At 70.4% G+C, this 21,973-nt stretch carries 15 protein-coding genes and 1 pseudogene; 10 read left to right on the plus strand and 6 right to left on the minus strand.

Annotation, left to right across the window (positions count from 1 at the left end; translation table 11 throughout):
* Positions 1-166 precede the first annotated feature (166 nt).
* Both AC067M_RS00565 and AC067M_RS00570 read left to right on the plus strand, forming a co-directional pair.
* Positions 167-979 carry a class I SAM-dependent methyltransferase gene (locus AC067M_RS00565; protein WP_478695331.1) on the plus strand — a complete coding sequence of 271 codons (813 nt, stop codon included), beginning with the start codon at positions 167-169 and terminating at the stop codon, positions 977-979.
* A gap of 55 nt (positions 980-1,034) precedes the next feature.
* Positions 1,035-3,908 (plus strand): ATP-dependent RNA helicase, encoded by a 2,874-nt coding sequence (locus AC067M_RS00570; RefSeq protein WP_478694760.1) that lies wholly within the window; start codon positions 1,035-1,037, stop codon positions 3,906-3,908.
* On the opposite strand, the gene pgfA is transcribed toward AC067M_RS00570, so the two are convergent.
* From pgfA to AC067M_RS00585, 3 genes are all read right to left on the minus strand, one after another.
* Complete coding sequence (gene pgfA / locus AC067M_RS00575) at positions 3,898-4,890, minus strand: cell envelope lipid trafficking protein PgfA (protein ID WP_478694761.1); 993 nt, start codon at positions 4,888-4,890, stop codon at positions 3,898-3,900. The genes AC067M_RS00570 and pgfA overlap by 11 nt on opposite strands.
* A 25-nt stretch (positions 4,891-4,915) precedes the next feature.
* Positions 4,916-5,050, minus strand: a complete 135-nt coding sequence (locus AC067M_RS00580; protein WP_133930616.1) for an SPW_0924 family protein — start codon at positions 5,048-5,050, stop codon at positions 4,916-4,918.
* Positions 5,051-5,202: 152 nt separating this feature from the next.
* Positions 5,203-6,984: a lytic transglycosylase domain-containing protein gene (locus AC067M_RS00585; RefSeq protein WP_478694762.1), complete on the minus strand. Its 1,782-nt coding sequence runs from the start codon at positions 6,982-6,984 to the stop codon at positions 5,203-5,205.
* Positions 6,985-7,326: 342 nt separating this feature from the next.
* Between AC067M_RS00585 and AC067M_RS00590 the strand changes: the two genes are divergently transcribed.
* Positions 7,327-8,187, plus strand: coding sequence for a DUF4184 family protein (locus AC067M_RS00590; protein ID WP_478694763.1), 861 nt, complete (start codon positions 7,327-7,329; stop codon positions 8,185-8,187).
* On the opposite strand, the gene AC067M_RS00595 is transcribed toward AC067M_RS00590, so the two are convergent.
* The 3 genes and pseudogenes from AC067M_RS00595 to AC067M_RS00605 form a co-directional block, all read right to left on the minus strand.
* Positions 8,153-8,497, minus strand: a complete 345-nt coding sequence (locus AC067M_RS00595) for a hypothetical protein (RefSeq protein WP_478694764.1) — start codon at positions 8,495-8,497, stop codon at positions 8,153-8,155. The two genes, AC067M_RS00590 and AC067M_RS00595, sit on opposite strands and share 35 nt — an antisense overlap.
* Positions 8,498-9,200: 703 nt before the next feature.
* Positions 9,201-11,927, minus strand: a complete 2,727-nt coding sequence (gene polA / locus AC067M_RS00600) for a DNA polymerase I (protein WP_478694765.1) — start codon at positions 11,925-11,927, stop codon at positions 9,201-9,203.
* Positions 11,928-12,008: 81 nt separating this feature from the next.
* Positions 12,009-12,428: pseudogene (locus tag AC067M_RS00605) on the minus strand (ATP-binding cassette domain-containing protein); the annotation flags it as partial.
* 525 nt (positions 12,429-12,953) lie between these two features.
* On the opposite strand from AC067M_RS00605, the gene AC067M_RS00610 reads away from it, so the two are divergent.
* The 7 genes from AC067M_RS00610 (at position 12,954) to AC067M_RS00640 (ending at position 21,970) form a co-directional block, all read left to right on the plus strand.
* Positions 12,954-15,233: an FdhF/YdeP family oxidoreductase gene (locus tag AC067M_RS00610; protein ID WP_478694766.1), complete on the plus strand. Its 2,280-nt coding sequence runs from the start codon at positions 12,954-12,956 to the stop codon at positions 15,231-15,233.
* Positions 15,234-15,296: 63 nt separating this feature from the next.
* The gene (locus AC067M_RS00615) at positions 15,297-15,785 is read left to right on the plus strand and encodes a hotdog fold thioesterase (RefSeq protein ID WP_478694767.1); all 489 of its coding nucleotides are present in this window, start codon (positions 15,297-15,299) and stop codon (positions 15,783-15,785) included.
* 543 nt (positions 15,786-16,328) lie between these two features.
* Positions 16,329-17,549, plus strand: a complete 1,221-nt coding sequence (locus AC067M_RS00620; protein WP_478694768.1) for a branched-chain amino acid ABC transporter substrate-binding protein — start codon at positions 16,329-16,331, stop codon at positions 17,547-17,549.
* A gap of 120 nt (positions 17,550-17,669) precedes the next feature.
* Complete coding sequence (locus tag AC067M_RS00625) at positions 17,670-18,602, plus strand: branched-chain amino acid ABC transporter permease (RefSeq protein WP_478694769.1); 933 nt, start codon at positions 17,670-17,672, stop codon at positions 18,600-18,602.
* Positions 18,603-18,607: 5 nt separating this feature from the next.
* Positions 18,608-20,380 (plus strand): branched-chain amino acid ABC transporter permease, encoded by a 1,773-nt coding sequence (locus AC067M_RS00630; RefSeq protein WP_478695332.1) that lies wholly within the window; start codon positions 18,608-18,610, stop codon positions 20,378-20,380.
* A 4-nt stretch (positions 20,381-20,384) separates the two neighbouring features.
* A complete protein-coding gene (locus tag AC067M_RS00635) occupies positions 20,385-21,257 on the plus strand; it encodes an ABC transporter ATP-binding protein (protein ID WP_478694770.1) in 873 nt (290 codons plus the stop codon).
* Positions 21,254-21,970: an ABC transporter ATP-binding protein gene (locus AC067M_RS00640; RefSeq protein WP_478694771.1), complete on the plus strand. Its 717-nt coding sequence runs from the start codon at positions 21,254-21,256 to the stop codon at positions 21,968-21,970. Before AC067M_RS00635 ends, AC067M_RS00640 begins: the two co-directional genes overlap by 4 nt.
* Positions 21,971-21,973 lie beyond the last annotated feature (3 nt).

Genomic DNA, 21,973 nt, shown 5'->3' on the forward strand with positions numbered 1-21,973 from the left:
AGCATACGGGGGCAGCCGGGCAGGGTCAATGCGCGAAGGCGCACACCCGGGGCAGATCGCCGCATAACCGGCACAAGAAACGTTCCACGAGGCCAGGCAGGCCGGAAAGACCTCTCCCGCGACACGCCCCTGACGGGATGGACGGAAGAGTACGACGAGGGAGCCGATCATCCAAGAGCCCGATGCGTTCGAACCGGAAGCCACCCGGCGTGACGCCGATGTCACGGAGAGCTCCCGAGCCAATCGGGGCTGGTGGGACCGTAACGCGGACGAGTACCAGGTCGAGCACGGCACGTTCCTGGGCGACGACCGCTTCGTGTGGTGCCCCGAGGGCCTCGACGAGGTGGAGGCGGAGCTGCTGGGCCCGCCTGAGGAGCTGAAGGGCAAGGACGTCCTGGAGATCGGCGCCGGCGCCGCCCAGTGCTCGCGCTGGCTGGCCGCCCAGGGGGCCCGGCCGGTCGCCCTGGACCTCTCCCACCGCCAGCTCCAGCACGCGCTGCGCATCGGCGGATCGTTCCCTCTCGTGTGCGCCGACGCGGGTGCGCTGCCCTTCGCGGACGCCTCCTTCGACCTGGCCTGCTCGGCGTACGGGGCGCTGCCGTTCGTGGCCGACCCGCGCCTGGTGCTGCGTGAGGTGCGCCGGGTGCTGCGTCCGGGCGGCCGCTTCGTCTTCTCGGTCACCCACCCGATCCGTTGGGCGTTCCCGGACGAGCCGGGCCCCGAGGGGTTGTCGGTGTCCGCCTCGTACTTCGACCGCACGCCGTACGTCGAGCAGGGTGAGGACGGCCGCGCGGTGTACGTCGAACACCACAGGACGCTCGGCGACCGCGTCCGCGACATCGCGGCGTCCGGCTTCCACCTCGTCGACCTCGTCGAGCCGGAGTGGCCGGCCTGGAACTCGTCGGAGTGGGGCGGTTGGTCGCCGCTGCGCGGAAACCTGATCCCGGGGACCGCCATCTTCGTGTGCGAGCGGGGCTGAGGGTGCCCCTCACACACGCGGGGGGCTGTTTCCAGGGGCGTACGACACTAGGGGCGTGATCCGTTACGACGCTCTCGAGGCGCTGCCCGTACGCGGGGCCCTGCCGACGCTGAACGACGCGCTGGAAGGGCATGGCACTGCCGTGCTGGTGGCGCCGCCCGGCACCGGCAAGACGACGCTGGTGCCGCTGGCGCTGGCTGGGCTGCTGGGCGAGGGGCCGGCGCGGCGCGTGGTCGTGGCCGAGCCGCGGCGGATCGCGGCGCGGGCGGCGGCCCGGCGGATGGCGTGGCTGCTGGGCGAGAAGGTCGGCGAGAGCGTCGGCTACACCGTGCGCGGGGAGCGGGTGGTCGGCCGGCACGCGCGCGTGGAGGTCGTCACGACCGGCGTGCTGCTTCAGCGGCTGCAACGGGACCAGGAGCTCGCGGGCGTCGACGTGGTGCTGCTCGACGAGTGCCACGAGCGGCATCTGGACGCCGACACGGCGGCGGCCTTCCTGTGGGACGTACGGGAGACGCTGCGGCCGGAGCTGCGTCTGGTGGCCGCGTCGGCGACGACCGACGCCGAGGGATGGGCGCGGCTGCTGGGCGGGGCGCCGGTGGTGGCGGCGGAGGGTGCGGCGCATCCGGTGGAGGTGGTGTGGGCGCCGCCGGTACGGCCGGTACGGCCGCCGCACGGCATGCGGGTCGATCCCGCGCTGCTGACCCACGTGGCGTCGGTGGTGCGGCGGGCGCTGGCCGAGCGGTCGGGGGACGTCCTGTGCTTCCTGCCGGGCGTCGGTGAGATCGCGCGGGTCGCCGGGCAGCTCGGGGAGTTGCGCGATGCCGGGGACGTGGAGGTGCTCCAGGTGCACGGGCGGGCGCCGGCGGCCGTGCAGGACGCGGTGCTGTCTGCGGGTGTGCGGCGCCGGGTCGTGCTCGCCACATCGGTGGCCGAGTCGTCGCTGACGGTTCCGGGTGTACGGGTGGTCGTCGACTCGGGGCTGGCGCGCGAGCCCCGTGTGGACCACGCGCGCGGGTTGAGCGCGTTGACGACGGTACGGGCCTCGCAGGCGGCGGGACGGCAGCGGGCGGGTCGTGCCGGGCGTGAGGCGCCGGGGGCGGTGTACCGCTGCTGGGCGGAGGCTGAGGACGCGCGTCTGCCGCGTTTCCCGTCCCCCGAGATCAAGGTGGCCGACCTGACCGCGTTCGCCCTGCAGGCGGCGTGCTGGGGTGATCCGGACGCCTCCGGTCTCGCCCTGCTGGACCCACCGCCGGGCGGTGCGATGGCGGCGGCTCGCGGCGTTCTCCGCGCGGTCGGCGCGATCGACTCGGTCGGTCGAGCCACGGACCGGGGCGGGCGTCTTGCGCGGGTCGGCCTGCATCCCCGCCTGGGGCGTGCGCTGCTCGACTCGGCGCCGGTCGTGGGTGCGGAGCGGGCCGCGGAGGCCGTGGCGCTGCTGAGCGAGGAGGCGCCGCGGGAGTACGGGGACGACCTCGCGTCAGCTTTGCGGGCGGCCCGGCGCGGGGGTGACGCCTACGCGGGTCGGTGGCGCGCGGAGGTACGGCGCCTGCGAGCCGTCGCCAAGGAGTTTGTCCACCCGCCCACCCACGGCTCCCATCCGCAAGAGGGGAACGGGAAGGGGACACTCACGCCTCCGCGCGGCCTGGAGACCGGCGTGGCCGGGGCGCAGGGCGACGTGGGCGGGCCGGCGACGGAAGGCGCGGACGGGCAGGTGGGCTGGGGGACCCCGGAAGCGAGCGTCGCTGGCGCACGGGCCGAGCTCGGCTCGGAACGGGGCCTCGCGCGCGGGCAAGCCGTCCCAGGTGGCCCTGAAGCGGATGCCGACGGCGCGCAGGCCGAGGGCGGCTCGAACGTGAACCCCGCGGGTGGGCAAGCCGCGCCGCGTGGCCCGGAAGCGGGCGTCGGCGGTGTGCAGGGCGGCATCCCTGGCTTGGTTCGGGGTGGTGGCACGTTCCGGGATGACTTCGTCGTCGGGCTTGTCAGTGCTCTTGCCTTTCCGGAGCGGGTGGCGAAGGCCGACGGGGGCTCCTATCTCATGGTGTCCGGTACCCGCGCCGAGCTCCGGGACGGGAGTGAGTTGCGGGGTGCGCCCTGGATTGCGGTCGCGGTCGCGGATAGGCCTGTGGGCAGGGGGCACGCGCGGGTGCAGCTCGGGGGTGTTGTGGACGAGGGGGTCGCGCGGGTGACCGCGGTGGCGCTGCTCGGCGAGCGGGACGAGGTGCGCTGGACCGGCGGGGATGTCGTCGCGCGGCGGGTGGAGCGGCTGGGGGCGGTGGAGTTGGCGGTGCGGCCGTTGGCGGACGCCGACCCCGGGCTCGTACGGAACGCGCTGGTCGAGGGGCTGCGGCAGGAGGGGTTCGGGGTGCTGCGGTGGTCGCCGGAGGCGGGCGTGCTGCGGCAGCGGCTGGCCTTTCTGCGGCTGCAACTCGGGGAGCCCTGGCCGGACGTGTCCGAAGAAGCGCTCAACACGCGCGTGGACACGTGGTTGGAGCCCGAGTTGAGCAGGGCCCGGCGGCGCGCGGACCTTGCGAAGATCGACGCGGGGGACGCCCTGTCCCGGCTGCTTCCGTGGGCCTCGGGGGAGGCCGGGCGGCTGGACGAGCTCGCGCCGGAGCGGATCGCCGTACCGAGCGGGTCCAGGATCCGGATCGACTACGGCAATCCCGAGCAGCCCGTCCTCGCCGTGAAGTTGCAGGAGATGTTCGGGCTGGAGCGGTCGCCCACGGTGGCGGGTGTGCCGTTGCTGGTGCACCTCCTCTCCCCCGCCGGGCGGCCCGCGGCCGTGACGGCCGACCTCGCCTCCTTCTGGAAGGAGGGCTACAAGGGCGTACGGGCGGAACTGCGCGGCCGGTATCCGAAGCACCCGTGGCCCGAGGACCCCGCCACGGCAGAGCCGACCCGGCACACCAACGCACGCCTCAGGCGGTGACCGGTTCCGGCTCGGTGGGGCGTGTGGGCACCGGATCGGCCGGGCGGCGTCCGCGCGCCTCCAGGTAGAGGGAGAGGGCCAGCAGCAGTACGCCCAGGGTGAGGAAGCCCCACGGCAGGTACGACGTCATCAGCAGCACCAGCGTGCGGTTGGACTTGACGAGGTCGACCGTGTGCTCGATGTAGTCCTCGCGCATCTTCACGTGCCCGGCGAAGGCCGTCACCTTCTCGCGGCCGCCGAGCAGCGTGCCGCCACGCAGTTCCTCCTCGTGGATCTCCTCGCCGTTGACGGGTGCACCGGTGAGGGGTTCGACCCAGAACCTGCGGACGGTGGTGTACCAGCGGGTCGTGCCGGTCTTGGCGACCGTCTCGGGCGTGATGCCCTTAACGGGCATGGTCCTGGGCATCCTGACCTTCGTCCAGGGGATGGTCTGCTCGAAGTAGTAGACCTCCACGCCGCGGAAGTTCCGGGTGCCCTTGTAGTGGATGGGGGCCGTCACGCGTGCCTGGGCGTCGAAGTACGCGTAGTCCCGTTTCTCCGTCAGGAACGGGAACTTGAACTCGATGCCCTCTCGTCTGACGGGGTCGCCGTCGACCATCTCGCCGGTGGCGTGGACGGGTTCCTGGGTGTGGGCGTCGAAGATGTAGCGCTCGGGGACCTTGGAGACCATCTTGCCGTCGGGGCCCTGGATGTAGGAGAGGCCGTCCCAGACGACGACGTCCCTTCCCGCCGTCTTCTCGATCTTCTCGGCGGCCTCGACGTTGCCCTTGAGGGTCTGCACGATGGTGACCTCGGGGACGGTGCGGGCCCGCATGCTGCCGTAGTCGAGGAGGGTGGCGTTCTTCGCCTCCAGGACCATGTCCTGGTACTGCCCGGCCGGGATCTTGGCCAGGCGCGGGAAGGCGTACCAGCGCGTGAGCGGTGAGAGTGCCGCGAAGAACACGGCGAGGGCGAGCAGCACCAGACTGGCCTTGCGGCGCATCTCGGCCTCCTTCCCGAGTGGACGGTCACGGGTGTGCGGGCACCGTGGTCAGCAGCGGCTTGGGGGACGTGTGACCGGTCGGTGTGCCGATCGCGGTGAGGGTGAACATCAGGGCGAGCGCGACGGCGAGGCCGGTCGCGGCGGCGATCAGGGCGCGCATGCGGGCCTCCCGGCGAAGCAACCACGGAAGCTGATGGGTCGTCAGGTCGGGCACCGTAGCAACGGGCGCGTGAGATGAGAACACGTCGCACACTACGACGGCGCCCCTCCCGGCCGGGAGGGGCGCCGTCGTCGTACGGAGACTGGCCGGTCCTACGCGGTGGGGCTCGGCGATGTGCTGTCCGAGGGAGTCGCCGACGTGCTCTCCGAGGGGGTCGCCGACGTGCTGTCCGACGGGCTCGGGGACACCTCGGGCGCCGTCACGGTCAGTTCGACCGTGAGGGTCGCGCCACCGGTGGTGGTGATGCGCATCAGGAACGTGCCGGTGGCGTCGTCGGCGTACAGCTTCGGCAGCGTGAGCAGGCCGTTCGCGTCCGTCTGCAGGCCCGTCAGGGTGCGGACGGTCTTGCCGTCGGCGTCCTTGAAGTAGGGGCCCTTGTCGTTCGCGGTCGCGTCGTCCGCCGACTTGATGAGGGTGGCGGTGGCGGCGACCTTGTCCGCCACGGCGCCCTTGTAGGTGGCCTTCACCTGGACCAGGTCGGCGAACTCGCCGCCCGCGACGCAGGTCAGGGCGGTGCCGCTGGTGCGGGCGAGGGCGTCGGCGGCGCGGGCGGTGACGGTCGCCTTGTAGTCGAGACCGGGCAGCGTACGGCCGACGACGACGGCGCGGACCGTGAAGTCACCGGTCTTCTCGCCCGCCTGGAGCAGGGGCGTCACGGCGACGCCGGAGCTGTTGGTGGCGACCGTGGCGACGCTCTCGCCGCCGGTGAAGGTGGCGTCGGTGTCGCCGACGATGGTGAAGCGGACCCTGACCTTGGCGACGGCCGTGCCGGACTTGGTCTCGGCGCGGGTGCTGATCCTCTTGGTGAACCGGTCGCCGGCGGTCGCCGTGAGCGTGGCGGTGCCCGCGTCCTCGAGGTGATCCACCGTGTCGGTGGGCGTCGGGGCGGGGGTGCCGGGCGGGGTCGGCTTGCTGGGCGTGCTCGGGTCGGTGCCGGGGCTTGTCGAGCCGCCGCCGGGCTTGTTCGGCTGGGGGCTGGGCTTCGGCTTCTTCGGCGGCTCGGTCGACGGTGAGGGGCTGGTGCTCCCGCTCGTGTCGTTGTCGCTGCGGTTCGACGGGACGCTGCCGGAGCCGTCCGGGATCTCGTGGGTGCCCTTGCGGTAGTACTCCAGCCACGACAGGACCAGGTTCAGGTAGTCCTGCGAGTTGTTGTAGCTGAGGATCGCGCGGTTGAGGTCGGACTGGGTGGACAGGTCCCAGCTGTTGCGGCACAGGTAGTGGCCGGCCGCGAGCGCGGCGTCGTAGATGTTGTTGGGGTCCTTCTTGCCGTCGTCGTTGCCGTCGCGGCCCGCCCAGGCCCAGGTGGACGGAATGAACTGCATAGGGCCGATGGCCTGGTCGTACGCGCTGTTGCCGTCGTACGCGCCGTTGTCGGTGTCCTTGATGAGCGCGAAGCCGTTGCCGTCGAGCTGCGGGCCGAGGATCGGCGAGACGGTGGTGCCGTCCGCGTTGACGCGGCCGCCGCGGGCCTGGCCCGACTCGACCTTGCCGATGGCGGCGAGGAGCTGCCAGGGCAGGTTGCAGCCCGGCTTGGACGAGGCCAGCTCGGCCTCGGCCTTCTTGTAGGCGTCGAGGACGGTCGCGGGGATGCCGGCCTCGGACGTGCCCGGGTCGGCCGGGGTGGTGGCGCTCGGACTCGGCGAGGGCGTCGGGCTGTTCAGCGGCGGCAGGTCCGTGTAGTACGGCGAGTTGCCGGTCGCGCTGCCGTCGGCGTTCGCACTGGGCGTGGACTGGGCGTCGGCGGTGGACTGTCTGCCGGGTTCGTCGGTCGTCACTCCCGGCGCCTGGGAGGCGGACAGAGCCGCGACCGCAGCCGCGGCCACGGCGGTGGTGAACGCCGTCTTGCGGAGCCTCACGCCGAATTGCGCCGCCATAGAGTGAACCCCTCCCGTGGACGCCTGAGCGCCCGTGTCCTGTATGCCCTGCTCGGCCCGTACTTCGCCCTGTGCTCGACTCCGTACCTCGACCTGTTCTGACGATCGACCCGCCCCCGGGGTTGCACGCGTGGAGCGTTCGTGTCGCCGGTCGGCCTGGGTGCGGCCAAGTTGTCCTACTTGTACTGCCCCCGACACGGGGGCCCAGGCGACCCTACGACAACTCGCTTTACATGGACACCTGTTCGCACCCGATTTTCACCGGTTGGCCATCCCGCATACTGGACGGAGTTGATCAGTGGGTCGGGGGGAACCGGCCGACGTCCGTCCCGGGGGGCCCAGTTGCCGTTCACTCTGAGCCATGCGGCCGCCGTGCTGCCCGTCGTACGCACCGACGGAACAGGCCGGGGGCGACTGGTGCCTGCCGTGCTCGTCGCGGGTTCCTTCTCCCCCGACATGACCTATTACGCGGCGAGTGTCCTGTCCGGGGCGATGGAGTTCGGTGACGTCACTCACTCCTTCCCGGGCGTGTTCTCGGTCGACGTGCTCATCGCCTGGGCGCTGGTGGGGCTGTGGCTGCTGGTGCGCGAGCCGCTGGTCGCGCTGCTGCCGCGGGCCCGGCAGGGGCGGACGGCCGCCCTGCTGCGCTGCGGGACGCCACGCGCGCGCGTGCGTACGTCCCTGGTGCTGTGGTGGTACGTCTCCGCGGTGCTCGGCGCGCTGACGCATGTCGTGTGGGACGCGTTCACGCACCTCGACCGGTGGGGTATGCGGCTGTTTCCCGTCCTGGGGCAGGAGGTGGCGGGCTCGCCGCTGTACTGGTATCTGCAGTACGGCGGTTCGGCCGTGGCCGCAGTCGTCATCGCCGTGTTCCTGCTGCGCGCGCTGCGTCGGGCGCCCTCGGGTGAGCCGGTGGGCGTTCCCGCGTTGTCGCTACGCGACCGGTGGTGGGCCGGTGCGGTGATCGGCGGGTGCGCGGTGGTGGCGGCGGTGCAGCGGGCGACGCGGTGGTGGGAGTACTGGGGGTCGCGGGCCAAGCCGTGGGAACTGATCCCGACGGTGTGCTTCGGGGCGGGCGCCGGGCTGGTGCTGGGGCTGCTGCTGTACGCCGTGGGAGTCCGGGTCTGGCGTCCGGCTGCCCCGGGTGTGATCGGGCGGCCGGAGGGGGTCAGCGTGGAGCGGAGCCGTCCGGGCGCTCGGTGAGGGGAGCGACGAACACGGTGAGGGTGCGGCGGGGCTGGCGGGGCCGCCCCGGGAGCCGTGCGAGGAGCAGTGCCAGGTAGCCGACGAGGTGACCACGGGCCAGGCCGGCCCACAGCCGCCAGGAGCCTTGCGACTCGGGGTCCGGCGACAGCCGGGCGGTGATCTTGCGCCGGAATGCCGTGAGGGACTGGCGTGCGGCTGTGGCCCGGGTGGTCGGGATGCGGGCGCTGCTTGCGCGCGGCGCGAGAGCCGGGACCGTGGGGAGCGGCGCGAAGTGCGCCGCTTTGGCGTTGACCTGCGTGTTCGCCATCGCCGGGGATTGGGCGCGTGCGGGTGCCGTCCGGCGGTGAAGCATGCGTATACCCATGGGCGCATCTTGGCGGGCCCGGACGGTGCGGGGCCTTCTGGCGGGGGCCACGCGAGTGAGGGGGCCTGCGGCGGCGGGGCCGGGGGCGGGCTGGTGTGGTCCGGCTTGTCGTGCGGGTGGGGCGCTCGTCCGTGCTGCGGTCGTCGGATCCGCCGGACCGCGCCGCCGTGGTGAATCGACGTTGCGGCGGAGCAGGGAAGGGCGGCGACAATCAACGGTGTGGCCCGGCGGGGCCGCGCTCGGTGTGAGGGAGGCACCGGGGGGCGAACGGCGCGGGCGGCCCGGGCGGCCCGGTCGAAGCCGCGCTCGGCGAGGAAGCCCCGGCCGGTGCCGGCCACCTGGTGCCGAGCCCGCCCGCACCCGTGCGTACTCGGCACCTCTCGGAGGCTGAGCGTGTTGCGAACGTCCCGCCTCACCCTGCGACGCCCGGCACGCACGCTCGCCGCGTTGCCGGGATCGCCCACATACACCCAGTACGCGGGCGAGCCTCCGCCTTGCGATCGCACGCACCGGACGCCGCAGGGCCCGCCCTGCGGGCGGACGACGGGACGTTCGCAACACGCCCTAGGGCCTTTCGTTTGGATCAGGTCGCAGGGAAGTGATGGGGGCTGTTCGACGCTCACCGGCGTGATCCAGACGACAGGCCCTAGTGGGCCGCCGATTCCCAGTCCGGGCCCACGCCGACCGACACGTCCAGGGGGGCGCGGAGCTGGACGGCGTTGGCCATTTCGTGGCGTACGACTTGTTCTGCGGCCTCGCGTTCGCCGGGGGCGATTTCGAGGACGATTTCGTCGTGAACCTGGAGGAGCATGCGGGAGCTGAGGTTCGCCTCGCGCAGGGCACGGTCCACGTGGAGCATGGCGATCTTGACGATGTCGGCCGCGGTGCCCTGGATGGGCGCGTTGAGGGCCATGCGCTCAGCCGCCTCACGGCGCTGACGGTTGTCGCTGTTGAGGTCGGGGAGGTACCGGCGGCGCCCGAAGAGGGTCGCCGTGTAGCCGGTCGCCCGGGCCTCGTCGACAGCCCGGCGCAGATAGTCGCGTACGCCGCCGAAGCGCTCGAAGTACGCGTCCATCAGGGCGCGGGCCTCGGCCGCCTCGATGTTGAGCTGCTGGGACAGGCCGAAGGCGGACAGTCCGTACGCCAGGCCGTAGGACATCGCCTTGATCTTGCGGCGCATCTCGGCGTCCACGGCGGCGGGCTCGACCGCGAAGACCTGGGAGGCCGCCGTGGTGTGCAGGTCCTCGCCGGAGGTGAACGCCTCGATCAGGCCCGCGTCCTCGGAGAGGTGGGCCATCACACGCAGTTCGATCTGGCTGTAGTCGGCGGTCATGAGGGATTCGAAGCCCTCTCCGACCACGAAGCCGCGCCGGATCGCCCTGCCCTCGTCCGTGCGGACCGGGATGTTCTGCAGGTTCGGGTCGGTCGACGACAGGCGGCCGGTCGCGGCGACCGTCTGGTTGAAGCTGGTGTGGATACGGCCGTCCGCGGCGACCGTCTTGATCAGGCCCTCGACGGTGACGCGGAGCTTCGCCTGTTCGCGGTGGCGGAGCATGATGACCGGCAGTTCGTTGTCGGTCTGGTTCGCGAGCCAGGCGAGGGCGTCGGCGTCCGTGGTGTAGCCCGTCTTGGTCTTCTTCGTCTTCGGCAGGCCGAGTTCGCCGAAGAGGACTTCCTGGAGCTGCTTGGGCGAGCCGAGGTTGAACTCGTGCCCGGCCGCCGCGTGGGCCTCCTTCACCGCCTGCTGCACGGCGCCCGCGAACATCTGCTCCATGGCCTCCAGGTGGGCCCGGTCGGCCGCGATGCCGTGCCGCTCCATGCGGGCCAGCAGTGCGGAGGTGGGAAGCTCCATGTCGCGCAGGAGGTCCGCGGCACCGACCTCCTCGAGGCGCCCCCTGAACGCCTCGCCCAGGTCGAGGATCGCGCGGGCCTGCACCATCAGGGCCTCGGCCTCGGCGCCGTCGTCCGCTCCGAAGGCCAGCTGGCCGTCGGCCGTGGCGGCGGGGGCCAGCTCCCGGTGGAGGTACTCCAGGGACAGCGCGTCCAGATCGAAGGAGCGGCGGCCCGGCTTGACCAGGTAGGCGGCGAGCGCGGTGTCCATGGAGACGCCGGCGACGCTCCAGCCGTGCTCGGCGAAGACGCGCATCGCGCCCTTGGCGTTGTGCAGGACCTTGGGGCGGTCCTGGGCGGCCAGCCAGGCCGCGAACGCGTTCTCGTCGGCCTCGTCGAGCTGGGACGGGTCGAACCAGGCGGCCGCTCCGCCGCCGGCGGCGAGCGCGACCTCGGCGACGGAGCCGGTGCCGAGCGCCCAGGTGTCGACGGTGGCGACGCCGAGCGGCGCGCCGGCGTGCTCGGCGAGCCAGTCGGCCAGCTCGCCGGTGGCCAGCACCTTGCCCTGCAGCTCCACGCCGGCGTCGATGACCGGGGTCACCTCGGCCTCCTCGGCGCCCGGGTCCACGGCGAGCAGCCGCTCCCGCAGCGAGGGGTTGCGGATCTCCAGGGTGTCGAGGACCATCGCGACCGTCTTGCGGTCGTAGGCGGTGCGCTCCAGGTCAGCGACGGTCTTGGGCAGCTCGACGGTGCGCACCATCTCCGTCAGGCGGCGGTTGAGCTTGACCGACTCCAGGTGGTCGCGCAGGTTCTGTCCGGCCTTGCCCTTCACCTCTTCGACGCGCTCGACCAGGTCCGCGAACGAACCGAACTGGTTGATCCACTTCGCGGCCGTCTTCTCGCCGACACCGGGGATGCCGGGGAGGTTGTCGGACGGGTCGCCGCGCAGCGCCGCGAAGTCCGGGTACTGGGCGGGCGTCAAGCCGTACTTCTCGAAAACCTTCTCCGGGGTGAAGCGGGTCAGCTCGGAGACGCCCTTGGTCGGGTACAGCACGGTCGTGTGCTCGCTGACCAGTTGGAAGGAGTCGCGGTCGCCGGTGACGATCAGCACTTCGAAGCCTTCTGCCTCGGCCTGGGTGGCGAGGGTGGCGATGACGTCGTCGGCCTCGAAGCCGTCGACGGCGAACCGGGAGACGTGCATCGCGTCGAGCAGCTCGCCGATCAGCTCGACCTGGCCCTTGAACTCGTCCGGGGTCTTGGAGCGGTTCGCCTTGTACTCCGTGAACTCCTCGGAGCGCCAGGTCTTGCGGGAGACGTCGAAGGCCACCGCGAAGTGGGTCGGCGCCTCGTCGCGCAGCGTGTTCGCCAGCATCGACGCGAAGCCGTAGATCGCGTTCGTCGGCTGGCCCGTCGCGGTGGTGAAGTTCTCCGCGGGCAGCGCGAAGAACGCGCGGTAGGCCAGCGAGTGCCCGTCCATGAGCATCAGGCGCGGGCGGTCGTCGCCGGGGCTGTTGTCGGTCTTCTTCGATGCTGTCTCTGCCACGCCCCCGATCCTGCCACGGCCCACTGACAGTGGAGCACACCGCCGGTGGCAGGAACCGGCGCAGCCGGGCCGCCCGCCAGGTCAGGACGTCACGGGCGCGGGCTGCTCCTCCACGTCCACCACCTCCACCACATCCGACATGTCCGCTCCATCCGAAATGCCAGATGCGCGATAACCCTCGGCCTGGAAGTCGAACAGGCGGGCGTACTGTCCGTCGGCGGCCATGAGTTCCTCGTGGGTCCCCTGTTCCCTGATGCGGCCGGAGTCCAGGACGACGATGGTGTCCGCCTGTCGGACGGCTCCCAGGCGGTGGGAGACCAGCAGGCTGGTGCGGCCCGCGCGGTGCCGGTTCGGACGGCGGTGGATCTCGTGCTCCGCCTCGGCGTCGAGACCCGCACTGGGCTCGTCGAGGATGAGCAGGTCGCTGTCCCCGCGCAGGAGGGTGCGCGCCAGCGCGACGCGCTGCCACTGACCGCCGGACAGCACGACACCGGCGTGCGGGAAGAGTCCGCGCACCACGACCCCCATCAGGCTGTCGGCCGGGAACGGGCCTCGGTGCCGGGAGTCGATGCTGTCGAGACGGTTGCCGCCGAGCACGGCGAGGGCCCCCGGTGCGGGGTTCCCGGCGCCGGGCACCCCGGCCGGCAGGGGAACGCCCGACAGGGCCGCGACCCGCTTGACGTTCAAGATCCGGCCGTCGGCGCCCGCCGTCGCCGCCGGGCAGTAGGGCCTGTCAGCGGGGATTCCAGCACCACGACGTCGCCCGCTCTCATCTGCCCGGGCCGTCTTCGTCTGACGAGGAGGCGGTCACCGTGCGCCATGCTCATGGCCTCGACGGTGACGACCACCAGGTTCCTGCGACACCACAACAGCGCCGCGGAGGTTTACACCCCTGCGGCCCGCGGCCCGCAGCAGGTGGCGCGCCGCTCTCTCCGGCTCCGCGAACCGGTCGGGAAGCAACGCTGACATTGGGACGTGCGAGGATCCATGACGTACCCCCCGTGTGTCCGTGAAGGAGAGTGCGCGATGGCGACGAAGCCACCCAAGAGCGATCCGGTGCAGGACGCGCCTCAGGTCGCCGAGCCGAAGCACGCGGCGGCGGGGCTGCCGGCCATCGGGCACACCCTGCGCATCGCCCAGCAGCAGATGGGAGTGAAGCGCACCGCGCTGACCCTGTTGCGGGTCAACCAGAAGGACGGCTTCGACTGCCCGGGCTGCGCCTGGCCTGAGCCGGACCACCGGCACAGGGCGGAGTTCTGCGAGAACGGCGCGAAGGCGGTCGCCGAGGAGGCCACCCTGCGCCGGGTCACCCCGGAGTTCTTCGCCGCGCACTCCGTCGCCGACCTCGCGGGCCGAAGCGGCTACTGGCTCGGACAGCAGGGTCGCCTCACGCACCCCGTGTACCTCCCCGAAGGGGGAGAGCACTACGAGCCGGTGACCTGGGAACGCGCCTTCGACATCATCGCCGAGGAGATCACCGCCCTCGGCTCCCCCGACGAGGCCGTCTTCTACACCTCGGGACGCACCAGCAACGAGGCCGCGTTCCTCTACCAGCTGTTCGCGCGGGAGCTCGGCACCAACAACCTGCCCGACTGCTCCAACATGTGCCACGAGTCGTCCGGCTCGGCCCTGTCGGAGACGATCGGCATCGGCAAGGGCAGCGTCCTGCTGGAGGACCCCTACAAGGCGGACCTGATCATCGTCGCCGGTCAGAACCCGGGGACGAACCACCCGCGCATGCTCTCCGCGCTGGAGAAGGCCAAGTCCAACGGCGCGAAGATCATCAGCGTCAACCCGCTGCCCGAGGCCGGCCTGGAGCGCTTCAAGAACCCGCAGACCCCGCAGGGCATGCTCAAGGGTGCCGCGCTCACCGATCTGTTCCTGCAGATCCGCATCGGCGGCGACCAAGCCCTCTTCCGTCTCCTCAACAAGCTGATCCTCGACACACCGGGCGCCGTCGACGAGGAATTCGTCCGCGAACACACCCACGGCTACGAAGACTTCACCGAAGCCGCCCGCGCCGCCGACTGGGACGAGACCCTCGCGGCGACCGGCCTGCCCCGGCAGAAGATCGAGGAGGCCCTGCACATGGTCCTCGCCTCGCAGCGCACCATCGTGTGCTGGGCCATGGGCCTCACCCAGCACAAGCACTCCGTGCCCACCATCCGCGAAGTGGTCAACTTCCTGCTCCTGCGCGGCAACATCGGCCGGCCGGGTGCGGGCGTGTGCCCGGTGCGCGGCCACTCCAACGTGCAGGGCGACCGCACGATGGGCATCTTCGAGCGGCCCGCCCCCGCCTTCCTGGACGCCCTGGAGAAGGAGTTCGGCTTCGCACCCCCGCGCGAGCACGGCTACGACGTCGTACGGGCCATCCGCGCCCTGCGCGACGGCGAGGCGAAGGTGTTCCTCGCCATGGGCGGCAACTTCGTCTCCGCCTCGCCCGACACCGACGTCACCGAGGCGGCCATGCGGCGCGCCCGCCTCACCGTGCACGTGTCGACGAAGCTCAACCGCTCGCACACCGTCACGGGCGCGCGTGCCCTGATCCTGCCCACCCTGGGCCGCACCGAGCGCGACCTTCAGGGCGGCGGCGAGCAGTTCGTGACCGTCGAGGACTCCATGGGCATGGTGCACGCCTCCCAGGGCCGCCTCGACCCCGCGAGCCCGCATCTGCTGTCGGAGCCCGCCATCGTCTGCCGGCTGGCGCGCCGGGTGCTCGGGACGGACAGCAAGGTGCCGTGGGAGGAGTTCGAGAAGGACTACGCGACGATCCGCGACCGCATCGCGCGCGTCATCCCCGGCTTCGAGGACTTCAACGCGCGCGCGGCCCGCCCCGGCGGCTTCACCCTCCCGCACGCCCCGCGCGACGAGCGCCGCTTCCCGACAGCCACGGGCAAGGCCAACTTCACGGCCGCGCCAGTGGAGTACCCCGAACTGCCCGAGGGCCGACTGCTGTTGCAGACGCTGCGCTCGCACGACCAGTACAACACCACGATCTACGGCCTGGACGACCGCTACCGGGGCATCAAGAACGGCCGCCGAGTGGTGCTCGTGAACCCCGAGGACGCCCGCGCGCTCCGGCTCACGGACGGCTCGTACGTCGACCTGGTCAGCGAGTGGAAGGACGGCGTGGAGCGGCGGGCACCGGGCTTCCGCGTCGTGCACTATCCGACCGCGCGGGGCTGCGCCGCCGCGTACTACCCCGAGACCAACGTCCTCGTCCCGCTGGACGCCACAGCCGACACCAGCAACACCCCGGCGAGCAAGTCCGTCGTCGTGCGTCTGGAACAATCGACCACCGACTGAGCGTTTGCTCAGTCGGTTGGGCCGGCCGGCCCGACCGCTCCCGACGAATGGAGACCGGGCCCCATGGGCGAGCAGCAGTTCGTTAAGTTCCCGCCGGAGGTCATCGACGAGTACGCGGCGCTCGGCGTCGACCTCCAGGCCCTGTTCTCCGCGGGCCACCTCGGGACGCGCATGGGCGTGGAGATCGTCGAAGCCTCGGCCGAGCGGGTCGTCGGCACGATGCCGGTCGAGGGCAACACCCAGCCCTACGGCCTGCTGCACGGAGGCGCCTCCGCGGCGCTCGCCGAGACCCTCGGGTCGATCGGCTCGATGCTGCACGCCGGCAGCTCCAAGATCGCCGTCGGCGTCGACCTGAACTGCACCCACCACCGCGGCGTCCGCTCCGGCCTCGTCACCGGCGTCGCCACCCCCGTCCACCGGGGACGCACCTCGGCGACGTACGAGATCGTGATCAGCGACGAGGCCGGCAAGCGCGTGTGCAGCGCGCGCCTGACGTGCGTGCTGCGGGATCTGAACCCCGGCGACGCGGCACCGGTGCGCGCGGCGGACTGACGACGGGGACGGCCTCCCGTGACCGCACGCGGCGGCGGGAGGCCCGGCATCAAGGCATGCCCACGAGTGAGTTCACCGGCCGGACACGGCAGCCCTACTCGCACCGCACCGTCAGCAGGCGTACGAGCGGCCCATTGCGGCGTAACTCTGTGTAATAAGCGTGCAATACAAGCCTACGACTTCCCTCTGAGTCCGTTTTGTGCGGGACAACCTCTCGGAACTCCCACAAGTCGCCTGTGACAACGATTTTCCGTCATCACCAAAACACCCGAGACACCTGAACGGGCTAGTGACGATCCTGCATGTTCTCAACATGTGGACAGGATGAATCAGCCTGAAATTCGCTTTTCCACCCGCTCAGTACCGCTCTGCATTACCTCGTGTCATAACAAGAGCGTCACAGCCTTGGTCAGACTCTCCTCCACCTTCCCTTCACCCGCTTAGAGTCACGCCCAGTCACCGCGCGGTCGAAAAGTCACTTCGACCTGGCGCTCGACTCGGCCTCTTCCAGGGGGGAGAGCCGCCCATGGAAAGGACTGGAACGTGCGTCAACGTTCGCTCATCGCCATCACCGCCGCGCTGTCCGCGGGAGCACTCACCCTCACCGCCTGCGGCTCGCGCGACGACAACAAAGGTGGAGACAGCAGCAAGAAGACCGAGGTAATCATCGGCGTCGACGCACCGCTGACCGGTCAGAATTCCGCCACGGGCCTCGGCATCCAGGGCGGCGTCCAGGTCGCCGTCGACGACGCCAACAAGAACAACCTCGTTCCCGGCGTGACGTTCAAGGTCGTCGCCCTCGACGACAAGGCGGTCCCCGCCAGCGGCCAGCAGAACGCCACCCAGCTCGTCAACAACGAGAAGGTGCTCGGCGTCGTCGGCCCGCTGAACTCCGGTGTCGCCACCCAGATGCAGCAGGTCTTCGCCACCGCCAACCTCGTTGAGATCTCGCCGTCCAACACCGCGCCCGAGCTCACCCAGGGCAAGAACTGGCAGACGAAGAAGGAACGCCCCTTCAAGACGTACTTCCGCACCGCCACCACCGACGCCCTCCAGGGCGGGTTCGCAGCCGACTACGCGTACAAGACGCTGAAGAAGAAGAACGTCTTCGTCGTCGACGACAAGCAGACCTACGGCGCGGGCCTGGCCAAGCTCTTCAAGGCCGGCTTCACCAAGGCCGGCGGCAAGGTCACCGGCGAGGACCACGTCAACACCGGTGACACCGACTTCTCCGCCCTCGTCACCAAGATCAAGAACTCGAAGGCCGACCTCGTCTACTACGGCGGCCAGTACGACGAGTCCATGAAGCTCACCAAGCAGCTCAAGGACGCCGGCGCAAAGATCCCGCTCTTCGGCGGCGACGGCATGTTCACCCCCACCTACATCGAGACCGCCGGCAAGACCGCCGAAGGCGACCTCGTCACCTCCGTCGGCGCACCCGTCGACTCCCTCCCCTCCGCCCAGGACTTCATCAAGAAGTACAAGGCAGCAGGCCTCAAGGGCGACTACGGCACCTACGGCGGCTACTCCTACGACGCCGCGACCGCCATCATCAAGGCCATCGCCAACGTCGTGAAGGACGGCAAGGTCCCCTCCGACGCCCGCGCCAAGATCGTCGAAGAGGTCCAGAAGACCAAGTTCGACGGCGTCGCAGGCCCCGTCGCCTTCGACGAGTACGGCGACACCACCAACAAGCAGCTCACGGTGTACCAGGTCGTCGACGGCAAGTGGAAGGCCGTCAAGAGCGGCACGTTCAACGGCTGATCCCAGCCCGCAGACGGAACCGTCACCCAGAACCACCACGGGCCGCGCAACCGACCACCCGTCACCGCGCGGCCCGCTTCCACGCCCCTTGCTCACACCCACCCACATGGAGGCCATGCGGTGAACACCCTGCCGCAGCAGCTGGCCAACGGGCTGTTCCTCGGCTCGATGTACGGGCTGATCGCCATCGGCTACACGATGGTGTACGGCATCGTCCAGCTCATCAACTTCGCCCATGGCGAGATCTTCATGACCGGCGGCTTCGGCGCGCTCACGGTCTACTTCTACGTCCTGCCCGACGGCACATCCATGTGGATAGCCCTGCCGGCGATGCTCATCGGAGGCGGACTCGTCTCCGTCCTCATCGCCGTCGGAGCCGAACGCTTCGCCTACCGCCCCCTACGCGGCGCACCACGCCTGGCCCCCCTCATCACCGCCATCGGCCTCTCCCTCGCACTCCAGCAGGCCGTCTTCAACTGGTACCCGAACGCCAAGACCGACCGCAACTTCCCCCAGCTCGACTTCGGCCCCTGGCACCTCGGCTCCATCAACATCCAAAGCGGCTCGGCCTTCGTCATCATCGCCGCCCCGCTGTGCATGGCCGCCCTCGCCTTCTTCGTCCGCCTCTCCCGCACCGGCCGCGCCATGCAGGCCACGGCCCAGGACCCGGACACCGCCCAGCTCATGGGCATCGACACCAACCGCATCATCGTCATCGCCTTTGCCATCGGCGGCTTCTTCGCCGCCGTAGCCGCCGTCGCCTACGGCCTGCGCTACGGCCAGATCAAGTACGACATGGGCTTCCAGATGGGCCTCAAGGCCTTCACCGCGGCCGTCCTCGGCGGAATCGGCAACATCTACGGCGCCATGATCGGCGGCCTCGTCCTCGGCCTCGCCGAAACCATGGCCACCTCCTACATCGACGGCATCCCCGGCATGCAGCAGCTCGGCGGCGGCGGCTGGGCCTCCGTGTGGGCCTTCGTTCTCCTCATCCTCGTCCTCCTGTTCAGGCCACAAGGCCTCGTCGGCGAACGCGTCGCGGACAGGGCGTGACCACCATGACGACCACCTCCACCACCGCAGACGCCCAGCGGGGCCTCATCGCCCTGCCGCAGTCCGCCGCCCGCGCCCTCATCGCCGTCGGCGCCATCGGCACCATCGCCAGCACCTACATGTCCTGGACCTGGACCTCCGACTTCCCCGGAGACCTCACCTACTACGGCTCCCCCGCCGGACTCCAGATCCTCGCCCTGGTCGCGGGCGTCCTCACCCTTCTCTACGCCCTCACCCGCTGGAACGTACGCGGCCTCACCTGGCTCAACCCGGCCGGCGCCACCGCACCCGTGGTCCTCGCCGCCGCCTCCGCCTTCGCCGTCAGCTGGTTCAGTGCCCTCGCCATCGCCATCGACCTCGGCGGTCTCGTCAACCTCGAACCCGGCGCCTACGTCGCCGCCGTGGCCTCCCTCCTCGCACTCCTCGGCGCTCTCGCCCTGCCCAGCCCCGGCGACACCGCCAAAGCCTGGATCAGCAAGCCCGACATCATCCCCCCGGCAGCCGAACTCCCCGCCTGGGCCGAACGCCTCGTCATCACCGGCGCCACCGCCGCCGCGCTGATCGTCTTCGCCTACGGCATCGGCGTCGACCCCGACGCCAGCGAAACCTTCATCGGCTACCTGCTCCTCGTCGTCCTCGGCTCCTGGGCACTCCTCACCGCCGGCCTCTTCGACCGCGTCTCCGCCCTCAACGCCCGGCACAAGGGATTCGCCACCTCCATGGCCTTCCTCGCCGCCGCGGCCTTCCCCTTCGTCGAGAACAACGAACACAACGCCAACCTCGGCGTGAACATCCTCGTCGTCGCCACCGTCGCCCTCGGCCTCAACATCGTCGTCGGCCTCACCGGCCTCCTCGACCTCGGCTACGTCGCCTTCCTCGGCGTCGGCGCCTACGCCGCGGCCCTCGTCTCCGGCTCCGAGTTCTCCCGGTTCTCCGGCGTCCAGTTCCCCTTCTGGGCCGCGATGCTCACCGGCATGGCCGCATCGCTCGTCTTCGGCGTCCTCATCGGCGCCCCCACCCTGCGACTGCGCGGCGACTACCTCGCCATCGTCACCCTCGGCTTCGGAGAGATCTTCCGCATCACCGTCAACAACCTCGACGGCTCTTCCGGACCCAACATCACCAACGGCCCCAACGGCATCTCGATGATCCCCGACCTGGACATCTTCGGCTTCAACTTCGGAACCTCGCACGACGTCGGCTCCATCACCATCGGCCGCTTCGCGAACTACTTCCTCCTGATGCTGATCATCACCGCGATCGTCGTCCTCGTCTTCAACCGCGCCGCCGACTCCCGCATCGGCCGCTCCTGGATCGCCATCCGCGAAGACGAGACCGCCGCCACCGCCATGGGCATCAACGGCTTCCGCGTCAAGCTCATCGCCTTCGCCCTCGGCGCCTCCCTCGCCGGCCTCGCAGGCACCGTCAGCGCCCACGTCGGCTACAGCGTCAACCCCGCCCCCTACCAGTTCGCCGGCTCCGTACCACCGAACTCCGCCTTCCTCCTCGCAGCGGTCGTCCTCGGCGGCATGGGCACAGTGAACGGCCCCATCCTGGGCGCCACACTCCTCTACCTCCTCCCCGAGAAGCTCAGCTTCCTCAAGGAGTACCAACTCTTCGCCTTCGGCATCGCCCTCGTGATCCTCATGCGCTTCCGCCCCGAAGGCATCATCGCCAACCGGCGCCGACAGCTCGAATTCCACGAGACAGGCCAGCTCGACATCCCCGAACAAGGCCTTCCCGACACCACCGTCGGCGTCACCAAGGCAGGGGCGTGACCACATGACCACCACCACGGCCACCAGCCCCGTCCTCGAAGCCAGCGGCGTCACCATGCGCTTCGGCGGACTCACCGCCGTCCACGACGTCGACCTCACCGTCAACAGCGGCGAGATCGTCGGCCTCATCGGCCCCAACGGCGCAGGCAAAACCACCTTCTTCAACTGCCTGACCGGCCTCTACGTCCCCACCGAGGGCACGGTCTCCTACAAGGGCACCGTTCTGCCGCCCAAGCCCCACCTCGTCACCAGCGCCGGCATCGCCCGCACCTTCCAGAACATCCGGCTCTTCGCCAACATGACCGTCCTGGAAAACGTGCTCGTCGGCCGCCACACCCGAACCAAAGAAGGCCTCTGGTCCGCACTCCTGCGCGGCCCCGGATTCCGCGCAGCAGAAGCCGCCTCCCGCGAACGGGCCATGGAACTCCTCGAGTTCATCGGCCTCGCCCACAAAGCCGACCACCTCTCCCGCAACCTCCCCTACGGCGAACAGCGCAAGCTCGAAATCGCCCGGGCACTGGCGAGCGAGCCGGGTCTCCTCCTGCTGGACGAGCCCACGGCCGGCATGAACCCCCAGGAGACACGGGCGGCCGAGGACCTGATCTTCGCCATCCGCGACAAGGGCATCGCCGTCCTCGTCATCGAGCACGACATCCGGTTCATCATGAACCTCTGCGACCGCGTCGCCGTGCTCGTCCAGGGCGAGAAGATCGTCGAAGGACCCGCCGAGGTCGTCCAGGCCGACGAACGCGTCATCGCCGCCTACCTCGGCACCCCCTTCGAAGGCGCACCAGGCGCGGAGGAAGTCGCCGAAGTCGAAGCCGCCGAGGCCACGGGAGCGCAGAGCAACACGAGCAAGGAAGGAAGCGCCCAGTGACCGCACTCCTGGAGGTCGAGGACCTCAAGGTCGCCTACGGCAAGATCGAAGCCGTCAAGGGCATCTCCTTCACCGTCGAAGCCGGCCAGATCGTCACGCTCATCGGCACCAACGGTGCCGGCAAGACCACCACCCTGCGCACCCTCTCCGGGCTCCTCAAGCCCAGGAGCGGCCAGGTGATCTTCGACGGCCAACCGCTCAAGAACATCCCCGCCCACAAGATCGTCTCCCTCGGCCTCGCGCACTCCCCCGAGGGCCGCCACATCTTCCCCCGCCTGACCATCACCGAAAACCTTCAGCTCGGCGCTTTCCTCCGCAACGACAAAGAAGGCATCGAGAAGGACATTCAGCGCGCCTACGAACTCTTCCCCATCCTGGGGCAGCGCAGGAAACAGGCGGCAGGCACCCTCTCCGGCGGCGAACAGCAGATGCTGGCCATGGGACGCGCCCTCATGTCCCAGCCGAAACTGCTCATGCTCGACGAGCCCTCCATGGGCCTCTCGCCGATCATGATGCAGAAGATCATGGCGACCATCGCCGAGCTCAAGGCCCAGGGCACGACCATCCTGCTCGTAGAGCAGAACGCCCAAGCGGCACTCTCACTCGCCGACCAGGGCCACGTCATGGAGATCGGAAAGATCGTCCTCTCCGGAACCGGACAGGACCTCCTCCACGACGAGTCGGTCCGCAAGGCCTACCTCGGCGAAGACTAGTCC

This window comes from Streptomyces sp. NPDC043427, assembly GCF_056436655.1.

Bases quoted from the DNA above. Each gene is read 5' to 3' on its own strand.
- pgfA (WP_478694761.1), bottom strand. From the start codon at position 4,890: ATGCGCCGCAAGGCCAGTCTGGTGCTGCTCGCCCTCGCCGTGTTCTTC.
- AC067M_RS00580 (WP_133930616.1), bottom strand. From the start codon at position 5,050: ATGCGCGCCCTGATCGCCGCCGCGACCGGCCTCGCCGTCGCGCTCGCC.
- AC067M_RS00585 (WP_478694762.1), bottom strand. From the start codon at position 6,984: ATGGCGGCGCAATTCGGCGTGAGGCTCCGCAAGACGGCGTTCACCACC.
- AC067M_RS00595 (WP_478694764.1), bottom strand. From the start codon at position 8,497: ATGGCGAACACGCAGGTCAACGCCAAAGCGGCGCACTTCGCGCCGCTC.
- AC067M_RS00610 (WP_478694766.1), top strand. From the start codon at position 12,954: ATGGCGACGAAGCCACCCAAGAGCGATCCGGTGCAGGACGCGCCTCAG.
- AC067M_RS00615 (WP_478694767.1), top strand. From the start codon at position 15,297: ATGGGCGAGCAGCAGTTCGTTAAGTTCCCGCCGGAGGTCATCGACGAG.
- AC067M_RS00630 (WP_478695332.1), top strand. From the start codon at position 18,608: ATGACGACCACCTCCACCACCGCAGACGCCCAGCGGGGCCTCATCGCC.
- AC067M_RS00635 (WP_478694770.1), top strand. From the start codon at position 20,385: ATGACCACCACCACGGCCACCAGCCCCGTCCTCGAAGCCAGCGGCGTC.